Here is an 11,585-nt window from a genome sequence, read left to right as displayed (position 1 = left end):
GATTCTCCATTAGACGATGTTCCTGTTGGAAAGGGTGCGTACATGCAATTGGTGTCTCGTTCCAGAAAATATTTCTACATTACAACTCCGTATTTGATTCCATCAGATGACATGATCGATTCCCTAAGAGATGCGGCGTTAAGCGGTGTCGATGTTAGAATCATGACCCCTGGAATTCCCGACAAAAAATTGGTGTATATGGTTACAAGAACATACTACAAAACTCTTTTAGAAGCGGGCGTTAGAATCTTCGAATATTCGCCAGGATTTTTGCACGCAAAAAGTTGTGTTACAGATGACCAACGTTGCGTAATCGGCTCAATCAATCTCGATTTTAGATCATTGTATCTGCATTTTGAAAACGGAGCGATGTACTACGATTCACACATTATTTCCGATTTAAAGGAAGATTTCTTGGAAATGCAATCACAATCACAAGAAATATTTTCAAGACAATTGGAAAACCAAAACCTATCAAGAAAAATACTATCCGTAATTCTGAAAGTATTTTCGCCAATGATATGATGAAAAGAAATAATTTGATCGATACATTAAGGGGATTTGCGATTGTAAACATGGTAATTTACCATTTGCTGTTCGATTTGGTCTACATGGAAAATTTCAAAATTGAATGGTTTGAAAATACTCCAGGCATGATTTGGGAGAGATTCATCTGCATAAGCTTCATTTTGATATCGGGCTATTGCTTCAATTTATCTCACAATTACAAAAAACACACCATCACGCTTTTTATCGTGGCTATGATTTTGAGCGTTACGACGTATTTCTTCGCAAATGAATTTTTCATAGTTTTTGGAATAATTCATCTGTTGTGCTTGGCATCATTGTTCACGATTTTTGTCGACAAATTAACCCTTAACAAAAAAATATTGTGTGCCCTATCTTTTGTAATGTTCATTCTAACTTACAAAATAAGCGCTCATCCAATGGATATAAGTACCAATTTATTTAGTTTTGTGGGATTCTACAACAACAAGTTTTACAGCGGCGACTATTTCCCATTACTACCCTGGTATTTTATGTATCTAGTTGGATATTGCGCAGGAGACTTTTTAGATATAAAATTAAATGTAAGAGAGAATGTATTATCAAAAATGGGCAAAAAAAGTTTGATGATTTATTTAATTCACCAACCTATCATAATAATAATTGTACAAATCGTAAAATTTTTAGGAGGAATTTAATGAATAAATTCAAAAAATCAATCGTTATGTATCACGATAATTCAGGACAACAAGATATATTTGAAGTATTATCGAAATGTAGTCCTAATATATTAAAATTATCAAATGAAACAGTGTTTTTCCAAAGCGAAGAACAAGGTGATTTCTACAAAAAATGTGAAGAATTAAAAGATTTTGATTTGGTAATCGTAGTTGGAGGCGACGGAACAATAAACGAAGTCATCAACGGATTATATGATTACGATATGGATCCTGTTATAGGAATTATTCCAGGAGGATCGTTTAACGATTTCTCAAGAACTGTCAACATCGGAGCAGATCCAATAGAAGCAAGTGAAAATTTGTTGGATGCAGAAGTCAAAGAATACGACTGCATTTTAAATGACGACAAAATCGCTCTAAATTTCTGGACAGTGGGAATGGCATCAGAAAACGCGCAAAAAATGCAAGGTGCCGACAAATCAACTTTCGGTGTCTTGACATATATCCCAAAAATTTTTGAAACATTAACACAAGACAATTCATTTGATTATGAAATGAAACTCGACGGCGAAACGATAAAAGGAAATGCCGTTATGGTATTTGTCGCTAATGGATTATACTCAGGAGGAGTTGAAGTTCCAATCTCTGACATAAGCCCAAGCGATGGAGTGTTGAATGTATTTGTAGTTGAGCAATCAAACATCGGAGCATTCAAAGCAATGTTCGGACAATCAAACAGCTTTGATTTCAACGAACAAAACGAAGGCGTTCAAACATTCAAAGCAAAAGAAATAAAGTTCATCTCACCTGAAGGATTAGTCGCAGATACTGACGGAGAATTGTACCAAAAAACACCATCAAACATCAAAGTCGTAGAAAAAAGATTCAAATTCTTATCAAAACCATTTGAACAATAAAAGTATAGAAGAAAAGCTAACTCAAACGAGTTAGCTTTTTTTAGGTTAAAATTTTAATATAAAAAAGAGACCATCTGAGTGGTCTCCAGTTTAATCTAAGGTTAAAACAATATTAAGGGAGGAGATTGTTTCTTGAGATTAAACTTACTTTGTTTATACTTATATAATAGACTATGAATGTGTACTAATTATGTTCAAATTAGTAGAGATTAATTTTTTTGTTTTTTCTTCATTTATTTTTATTACAAGTTAATTTTAAATCTATATTGTTTTATTTTCAAAAATATGTAATACTAATATAAATAAATATATTCAGGAGGATATTATGGAAAACAATAATGACAAATTTAATGAAAAAATTTCAGAACAAAATTTTTCCAAAAAGGATAAGAAGAAAAAATCTGACGGTGTTAAACGAAATATAATTGACCTAATATTATTATTAATAATTGTTTTTTTATTTTCAGTTTTATCCGGAGATTATACTTCAAGCGATACTGAAGAAACCCTCAAAAAAAATAGCGAACAAATCACTAAACTAGAATCCGAAAATGAGTCACTAAAAACCGAAAACGAAGAATTAAAGAAAAAAGTTGAAGAAGCTGAACCTTGGTTCAAGAAAAAAGAAGATGAAAAAAAGGCTGAAGCTGACAAAATAAGAAAGGAACAAGAAGCTAAAGAAAAGAAAGAAGCCGAAGCTAGAGAAAAAGAAGAAAAACAAGGATATGAAACTGGTATAACTTATGATCAATTAGCCAGAACACCTGACAAATATGTTGGAAAATCTGTTAAATTTAGTGGAAAAGTAATTCAGGTTATAGAAGCTGGAACAGAAGTACAAATGAGACTAGCTGTGAATAATAATTATGATACTATTCTTTATTGTGCTGTTCCTAAAAGTGAAATGAATGGCAGTAGAATATTAGAAAATGATAAAATTACCATCTATGGTATGAGCAATGGTATAATTACCTATGAATCTACTTTAGGTGGAAAAATTTCAATTCCAAGCGTTATTATAGATAAATACGAATAATTTCTCATAATTTATTAAACTAATAAAAAAATTTTTTGTAAAAACGCAGCACAATATTTTTATGTGCTGCGTTTAGTTTACTTAATCAATTCTTTTACCACTGATTCATTTATTGAGTTTTCTCCACCAAATACATTAACTTTTTCAAATTTTGATTCTTTGATAGCTTGTTTTGTAGCTTCTGGAATTTCATTTGCTTCTGCTAATAATATTGGGCAATCAATGGAGCCTATTACTAAGCTGTCTGCTGCTGTTGTTCCGTTTGCGATGTTAACTTCTAATCTGTCTTTGAAGCCATATTCGTAGATTTTCTTTGCTGTGTCGTAACGGTTTGCTCCTGCAATTCTTGTAGCGTTTGGTAGTTTGTTTGCTACTTCTTTGGAGATTGTTAATTCTCCACCTACTACTAATACTTCATCCATTTGTTTCAATACTTCTTGTGTTGCTTTTGGTATGTTGTTTTGTTGTACAAGTAGTATTGGCATGTTATTTTTGTTTGCTAGTGGTGCTACTGTCAATGCGTCTGCGAATGTTTCTCCGCTTGCTACTACAGCTTTCTTTGTTCCTGTTAGTTTGACGATTTCTTGTGCGATTTTTGCACTTGTTTCATAACGATTAGCCCCTGCTATTGTTCTAACGTAGTATTGTGATAGGCTGTTTTTAGCTTTATCTACTGATAATTTTCCACCTATTACAACTACATTTTTAGCTCCAAGTCTTTTGATTTCTTGTGCTACTACTGAATCTAATTGATCTTTTTTAACTAGCAAGATTGGTGCTTTTAATGCTTTTGATAATGCTGATGCTGATAAGCTATCTGCGAATTTTTCGTAGTTTGCTACGATTACTGTTCCAGCAGATTTGTAGTATTTCTTGGATACTTCTACTGCTGTGTTGATTCTGTCAGCGCCTGCTACTCTTGTTGTTCCTGGGTTTTTCTTGCCAGGTTTTGTTATATTTTCCTTTTCAAAATCTTTGCAAGCATCTTTTATTGCTTCAAAAATTCCTTCCCTATGGTATTTTGCTCTATCATCACCTTTTCTGATTTTTCCAAGACTATCTACATTTGATTTCAAAATATCTGAGTAATTTAGCCCTTCATAATCATCCAAAGTCTCCAAGGCTAACATATGATAACCTTCATTATCTTCATCAATATTCAAAATCTCATTTCCGTACTCGTCTTTTTGTCCTTTTCCAATAGTATAAGACATATCTAATACATACAATATTTTGCCGTTTTTGTCAAAATACACATTCATTCCAATATGATAGGACGGAATCGGAAGTGGAGTTTTAAGTTCAAAATGGCCTTGTTTCATAATTGAATCCGCCATATTCCCTTTGTTTTCAGCAATATTAATAAGATTTTGTAATTCTTTTGTTAAACGAGTTAATTTATTATCCACAACAGCGGAATTATTATAAGATTTTTTTGCGTATTCAAGTTTATCTTTCAAAATCTCAGTATTCTGTGGATTATTTTTAATAGTTAGTTCTCCTTTTTTAATTAATGAGTCTAACTTATAGCGATTTATAAAAAACTGAGTATCATGGATGTACTTTAACTTCGCACCCTCAGATAATTTGTCTTGTTTTAACAGCTTTTCACATTCAGCCTTCATATCTTTGAATTGCTTTTGAGTATCATCTCTAAGTTGTGTTAAATTTAACTTATTTAATTCATCCAAAACTTTTTTCAAATCATCTTTGTTTTTCGTAGTTTCTTCAGGATTAACAACAAAATTGTTTCCATCAGCTAATGTTTTTCCTTTTATTTTAACTAAAACTTTTTTGTAGTTATCCTCAACTTTGTTATCATCAAATGCGTTAAATCTTATCTCTTTGATTTTATTTGAAAAATCAATCTCTTTTAAATTATTGTATCTAAATGCTTCTTCTTTTACACTTTCCAAATTTTCGGGCATTGTAACCTTTGTAATGCTATTTTTGTAAAAAGTTTGAACAGATATTTCTTTTAATTTTGTTAATAAACTCAAATCTAACTCAGATATTTTGTTATTACAAAAAGCCATTTCTCCTATTTTTTCGACTTTATCGCCCATAAACATTACATTTTGTGCATCGTTATTTCTAAAAGCTGAAATTCCAATTTCCCTAACATTTGGATAAATCACTATTGCAAATAATTTATTAATATGAAACGCACTACTTCCAATTATCTCAGTATTTTCGCTTAACTCTAGAGTATCAATTTTATTATTCATAAAAGCCCCATCTCCAATGATTTTAAGAGCTTCTGGAGCTTCAAATTCTGTCAAATAATTAGACTGGAATGCAAACTTTCCTATTTTTTTCACAGTTTTTGGAAGTTTAATGCTTTTCAAATCGTATTTGTTTAAACTACTATTTTCAAAATCCACATTTCTAAATGCATCATCTCCAATTTCATCAATAGGATATTTCCCATTCTTTTCAGGAATTACAAGATTCTTATTCTTACGAACTTTTAATTTTCCTGTACTAGAAAATCCTAAAACTTTTCCCTTATCAAATACAAAATCTTTCTCATCCCATTTTGAACTATCCACATCTACTGAAGTTGTCTTATCTTTTTCAGTCGGATTGACAATAGAAGAAGAATCCTTGTTGTCCACATTACCTTTTGACAAAAGCACAACTTTCAATGCATAATTTTCATCACCAAGATTTCCACTAAATGCACCAATCTCAATTTTTTTCACACTATCTGGAAGTTTCACTTGCTTAATTTTATTATCTTGAAAAGCTTGTTCTTTTATAATTTCCAATTTTTCACAATTAAATTCTAATTCTGTAATTTGATTAGATTTAAATGATCTTTCTCCTAAATTTGTTAAATTTTTAGGTAAAATAAGTTTGCCTTCTATTTGATTATCAAAAAATACTTGTTCTCCCAAAAATTCCAAATTATCTGGTAATTTTATAGTCTTTAAACTTAGATGAGCGAATGCATAATCGCTAATTTTAATTATTGAGTTTGGCAAATTAACGCTTTTAATATTACTATTTTCTTCAAAAGCATCTTGTCCAATATAAGTATATCCTTCAGGAATCTCTACAGATTCTATGTCTAATTGCTTGAAATCTTCTCCAAGCTTTTTAATTTCGTTTCCATCAACATCTAAGTTGTTAACTTCTCCGTTTTCTCCTTCTCTTTGTGTATACTCATCAATTGCACTACTCTTATTGTATACAAAAGCAAAACTTGCTATTTTTTTCAAATCTACATTTTCTTTGCTTTTTGATGGCAGTACAACATTTCGATTTCTTTTTAGCTTTTGCACTCCGCTTTTAGAAAAACCGTACACAGTATCTCCAACAATTTCAAAATCATCCGCTGTATAATTATCATTTGCTGCCTTGGAATTAATATTTAATCCAAAAATTAAGGCAAATACAAAAACTAAAGAAAAAATAATCTTCTTTTTGTTCATACGAACCTCCTATTAAATTAATAATGATATTCTTTATCATCTAAAGAACTTTTTTCATTTTACTATAATTTCAAGTTCTTTTCAATGATATTTATTATCAAATTAATTCTTACAAAAATTTCCTTTGATTCATTGTTTTTAAATAAAATATCTTTTAGTAGCTACAATGAAATTTTTTCTTTCTTGTATTTTCCAATAAAAAAACAGCTCTTAATAAATTAAAAGCTGCTTTCAGTGAATTTTCTTCAATTATTTCTCCACTATTTCTTTCAACTCATTCTCGATTTCAAGCATAATATGATCCCAAGAATGATTTAATACTAATTCGTGGATTTTTTCTGGGATTAGTTCTTGATTTTGAACTCTGATTATTTGTTTTTCGATTGCTTGTGCTAATCTGTCGACGAATGATTCGATTTCCGATTCGTAAGGCTTGTCGATTGTTTGGAGTCGTGGCATTTCTACAAATTCGATGGCTGTGCTGTTGTTTATTTCGTTGTCAAGTGTTTGGATTAGTCCTTCTATTTCTGTTACAACAACTCTCATTCCACAACCCAATGCTTCGATGGCGATGAGTCCCAATCCTTCATAGTAGCTTGGCAGAATGTAGATGTCTGATTCTCTCATTTTATTGGATAGTTTTTTCTGACAAGATGTGTTGTGCAAATCGAAGTGAAGTGAGTTACCTGTATTCTCCCACAACTCAACTTTTGTTTCTATGTCGACATCTCCCACTAATGTTAGTTCCAAATTATCGTATTTTTCTTCTAATTTTTTGAAAGCTTTGCAAAGTTCGTACACTCCTTTTGCATGTGATAATTTCCCTGCAAACAAAAGCCTTATTCTGTCGTTTTTTGGGTCTTCTTTTCTTCTGTAGAAAATATTGCTGTTGTAACCACCGCCCATTACGACGATTTTTTCTTTGTCGATTCCAAATATATCGGAGATTGGTTCTACGTCTTTTTTGCTTAATGCTAGGACTTTTTGTGCGCGGTTCAGATTATCCACACAGGTCATAAACAATTCTGGGTTGAGGTTGGTTTGTCTGATGTCTGTTCCGTGATTTAGTAATAAAACTGGAGTTTCATCGAAAATATCTAACACGAGACTACTTAACATCCAACAATGATGAGATACGACGACGTCTGGTTGGAATTCTTGTTTTGCTTTTTTCAATTGTTTGGTGAATTCATTTGTCCAATCTTCAATCATATCGTGTGTCATGTCGCTGTATTTTGTGGAATCGTAAGGCATTTCATCGCTCATTCCAACTATTGGGAAGTTCAACTTTTCGCTTTTAAATTCCACCGGATATTTTTTGATTGTTTCATCCAAATTTAATTGTATATCGTCTTGTATTCCAAATATAGCAGCATTTTCATGGTTATGTTGCATGTATTGAATTACATTTGTAAAATAAACGCCGCTTCCTGTTTGTTTCGGAAGTTGTGCTATTACGTGTAGTATTTTCATAAGATCATCCTTTTTATTATTATTCTTAATTCTATATTATCATAATAAGATTTTAATTGCTTTAGTTATTTATTGAATTTTTTTATAAATCATTGATTATGTTTGTTTTTTAATGTATAATAGCTTGTATTATTTTGATTAGGAGGCGATTATTATAGAAAATTTAAACGAACAACGATCAAATCTTCTTGGCAATGAATCCATTCCGAAATTAATCTGGAAGTTTTCAGTTCCAGCGACTATAGGAATGTTGGTTCAGGCTTTGTATAATGTTGTAGATAGAATTTTCCTTGGTGCCGGTGTAAATCAAATGTCAATTGGTGGCGTTTATTTGATTTTCCCGATTTTTTTATTTCTGATGGCATTCGGAATGTTGATTGGTGTGGGTGGCAATTCACTTTCTTCAATTAAATTCGGAGAAGGCAAGAAAACAGAATCAGAAATCATCCTCGGCACATCAATGGTTTTATCTATTATTTTCGGGATTTTGATATCAGCGATTTTTCTTTTAAATTTAAAATGGTTTTTGAAAATTTTCGGCGCAAGTGACACTTTGATGCCTTACGCTTACGAATATGGAAAAATTATTTTGTATGGTGCACCTTTTCAAATGGTTGGTTTTGCAATGAACAACTTCATCCGTGGCGAAGGAAATCCTAGAGCTGCGATGGTTACGATGTTCATCGGTGCAATTTCCAATATTATTTTGGATTATGTGTTCATTTTCCCTATGAAAATGGGAGTGCAAGGTGCTGCTTGGGCGACTATTATCGGTCAAATCTTATCTTGTATTTGGGTTGTGAGATATTTCCTTTCAGATCGTGCACTTTTGAGACTAAAAAAGGAAACTTTCAAGCTTGATTTGCATTATTGTAAGCAAATTTTCGCGCTTGGTTCTGCTCCATTTGCAATGCAACTTGTAGCTAGTGGTATTAATATTATTTTCAACAATTTCCTTAAAATTTATGGTGGAGATTTGGCGACATCTTCGATGAGTGTTATCTACAGTGTGTCACAAATCGCATTCATGCCGATTTTTGGTATCAATCAAGGTATCCAACCAATTTTAGGGTTTAATTTTGGAGCGAACAAGTACAGACGTGTTCAACATACTTTGAGAATTGCAATTGTAGCGGGAACTGTCTACATGGTTTTGAACTGGGCATTTACTATGATTAGACCAGATTTGTTGGTAAAGATTTTTATTTCAAGACCGGAAGATTATGCAGTCATCAAGGACATCGCAATTCCTGGACTTAGAATTTACAATTCTATGATTTTCATGCTTGGATATTCCATAATTGGATCGTCATTGTTCCAAGCAATCGGCAAGCCAAAAATCGGATTCATATTGACAATGACAAGACAACTTATTTATTTGTTGCCGTTGATGTTGATTTTCCCGAAACTTTTCGGACTAACAGGCGTGTGGTCAGCGATGCCAGTGTCTGATGTTTTGTCCACATTAACTACGACTTATTTCTTGGTTAAATCTGGATTTTTGGTTAAAACAATTCACAACGACGACGAATTTGTTCTCGGAATTTAAAAAAGGTTTGAATATTGGATTTCCAATGTTCAAACCTTTATTTTTTTAGAATATAAATACTGAAACTAGGATAGACACTACAGCCGTTATCATTATCATGGGTAGTTTGTAATTAGAAGATGCTTTCTTGAATGATCCTTTGCTGAAAATCGCAAACGTAGCCGTTGCCACTACAAATATCGTAGCTATTATTTTCAAAAATCCTACAGCATCAAACTCATTTGTCCTGAAAAATCTGTAAATTGTTATCAACAAAATATATCCAATACAATGCGCATACAATTCCAACACGCCAAATCTGTCTTTTTGTTTCAATTTTCCTCCTTATTTTCCTGCAACTGTTACATTATCAAATGCAATAACTGCTGGTGCCAAGCTGTTCTTTCGATATTTCAATTCTTTTGAGAAAATCATAGAATCTTGAACGTCTTTTACATTTAATGAAATTGATCCACCTGTTATGAATGATTCAACACCATCTTTTACAAGTCGTGCAAGTCTGAATTCTCCACCGAAATCTCCCGTAGCGCTGTCCATCAAGAATGATGAGAACGCCAACACTTCAATATAATCTTGTGATTTTAATTCTTCGACAGAAATATCTCCACCACACACTTCGAAAACTGGTGATTGTCCCATATTTTTAACATTCAAATAATAACTGAACTTTGCGTTAGTAACCAAGTTTTCTACGACGCCATTCTTGTACAAATCATATTCCACAAGTTTCTTACCTTCTGAATCGACAGGTCTTTTGTTGATTGATGTTTCCAAAATTGGATTGATTTTCATGTTGAAGTTTACTCTTGGATTTTCTCCGAAGAATCTCTCGCCTAATTTTGCGGAGCTGATTTGTTGGTAAATCATAGCATCTCTTGCTTGTTCGTAATAGTAATACAAGAATTCTTCCACAGCTTCGTTTGATAAAAGCACTCTCATATTTTCCATTTTTTCATTTCTAACTGCGCTGGATCTTTTTTCAGTTTCCAAAAGTTGTTTGTCGACAATTTCTTCGATTTTCGAATAATCAATACTTGTCAAATCATATCCGTTGAATATTTCGACAGGTTCATCTCCAACGTTACAATCAGTTACGATTTCAAATGTAAATTTGTTAGATGGATATTCTACATCCACGCCCTTTGATGTAACAACGTGCTTGTGGTTTTCCACGGCGAAAATTTCGCAAGAATTTACTTTGGATTGATAACCGTAATCTTTGTAAATAACATCGTGAACTTTTTTGAAATTGTCTGTCAAATCTTCGCACACTTTAATGTCTTTTAATGTAGCGTAGCCTTCTTCTTTTTCTGGAAGTTCGTAGTATTTGTTCTTGACAAATTTCGCTGCAAAAGCAGTTCTGTCAATTTTTTCTTTGATTTCATCTTCACTGTCATTTAAGTTCAACACAACAGTGCTGTCACCTTTGAATTTGTCGCCATTTTCTTCAAAATCCACGAACACTCTTACAGATGTTTCATTAGTCACGCAACTTCTATTCATATCCACTTTGTCTTTTATCAAAAATACTTCGTTTGATGTGGACACAGTGTTGACAACTATCCAGTCGGTAATTTTTTCGTTTTGTTTTAATATATTAATTAATCTTTCCATTAACTTAAAATCCCCTTTGCCTTAATGTATGATCCACCAGTCGATGTCTTAACCCATTCTTTCCAGCCTTTTCCGCAATATCCTCCACCAGAAAGTACAAGTCCGTTGGAAACTTGTGTGATTGATTGCAACAAATCAGGAACATATCCTGTCAAATAAACTGGGCTTACGATTTTTCCAGTTAATTTGCCATCTATGATTTCACGGCCTTTCATTGCTACGCATTGAATTCCCCAGTTTTTTGGATCTTCCATTCCAGATGAGAAACCTTCCAACAAATATCCTTTGTCAACTGATTTAATCATATCTTCAACAGAATCTTCTCCTTCTTCAAAGAAAGTATTAGTCATACGAGTGTATACTTTTCTCTTG

10 protein-coding genes are annotated in these 11,585 nt (G+C 32.4%); 5 read left to right on the top strand and 5 right to left on the bottom strand.

What is annotated here, in order from left to right; genetic code table 11:
* The 4 genes from KHW44_RS02555 to KHW44_RS02540 form a co-directional block, all read left to right on the top strand.
* Positions 1-525: phospholipase D-like domain-containing protein (locus tag KHW44_RS02555; RefSeq protein WP_304065596.1), on the top strand; the 525-nt coding region annotated here is incomplete at its 5' end.
* Entirely contained in the window at positions 525-1,205 is a 681-nt protein-coding gene (locus KHW44_RS02550) for a heparan-alpha-glucosaminide N-acetyltransferase (RefSeq protein ID WP_304065593.1), read from the top strand. The genes KHW44_RS02555 and KHW44_RS02550, both read left to right, overlap by 1 nt.
* On the top strand, positions 1,205-2,104 hold the full coding sequence (locus tag KHW44_RS02545; RefSeq protein ID WP_304065590.1) for a diacylglycerol kinase family lipid kinase: 900 nt from the start codon (positions 1,205-1,207) through the stop codon (positions 2,102-2,104). Before KHW44_RS02550 ends, KHW44_RS02545 begins: the two co-directional genes overlap by 1 nt.
* A gap of 325 nt (positions 2,105-2,429) precedes the next feature.
* Positions 2,430-3,140, top strand: a complete 711-nt coding sequence (locus KHW44_RS02540) for a hypothetical protein (RefSeq protein ID WP_294684524.1) — start codon at positions 2,430-2,432, stop codon at positions 3,138-3,140.
* Between the two features lie 77 nt (positions 3,141-3,217).
* On the opposite strand, the gene KHW44_RS02535 is transcribed toward KHW44_RS02540, so the two are convergent.
* Positions 3,218-6,577, bottom strand: a complete 3,360-nt coding sequence (locus KHW44_RS02535) for a leucine-rich repeat protein (protein WP_304065587.1) — start codon at positions 6,575-6,577, stop codon at positions 3,218-3,220.
* A 249-nt stretch (positions 6,578-6,826) separates the two neighbouring features.
* Entirely contained in the window at positions 6,827-8,050 is a 1,224-nt protein-coding gene (locus tag KHW44_RS02530; protein WP_294684522.1) for a glycosyltransferase family 4 protein, read from the bottom strand.
* Between the two features lie 148 nt (positions 8,051-8,198).
* Between KHW44_RS02530 and KHW44_RS02525 the strand changes: the two genes are divergently transcribed.
* The gene (locus KHW44_RS02525; protein WP_308580614.1) at positions 8,199-9,599 is read left to right on the top strand and encodes an MATE family efflux transporter; all 1,401 of its coding nucleotides are present in this window, start codon (positions 8,199-8,201) and stop codon (positions 9,597-9,599) included.
* A gap of 45 nt (positions 9,600-9,644) precedes the next feature.
* On the opposite strand, the gene KHW44_RS02520 is transcribed toward KHW44_RS02525, so the two are convergent.
* The 3 genes from KHW44_RS02520 to KHW44_RS02510 all read right to left on the bottom strand — a co-directional run.
* Complete coding sequence (locus tag KHW44_RS02520) at positions 9,645-9,914, bottom strand: hypothetical protein (RefSeq protein ID WP_304065582.1); 270 nt, start codon at positions 9,912-9,914, stop codon at positions 9,645-9,647.
* A gap of 9 nt (positions 9,915-9,923) precedes the next feature.
* On the bottom strand, positions 9,924-11,213 hold the full coding sequence (locus KHW44_RS02515) for a metallopeptidase TldD-related protein (protein ID WP_094230413.1): 1,290 nt from the start codon (positions 11,211-11,213) through the stop codon (positions 9,924-9,926).
* A partial coding sequence (locus KHW44_RS02510) for a metallopeptidase TldD-related protein (protein WP_304065574.1) occupies positions 11,213-11,585 on the bottom strand: 373 nt, incomplete at its 5' end. The genes KHW44_RS02510 and KHW44_RS02515, both read right to left, overlap by 1 nt.

This window comes from Finegoldia magna, assembly GCF_018371055.1.
Lineage (GTDB): Bacteria > Bacillota > Clostridia > Tissierellales > Peptoniphilaceae > Finegoldia > Finegoldia magna_I.
This window is presented reverse-complemented; position numbering and strand designations above follow the sequence as displayed.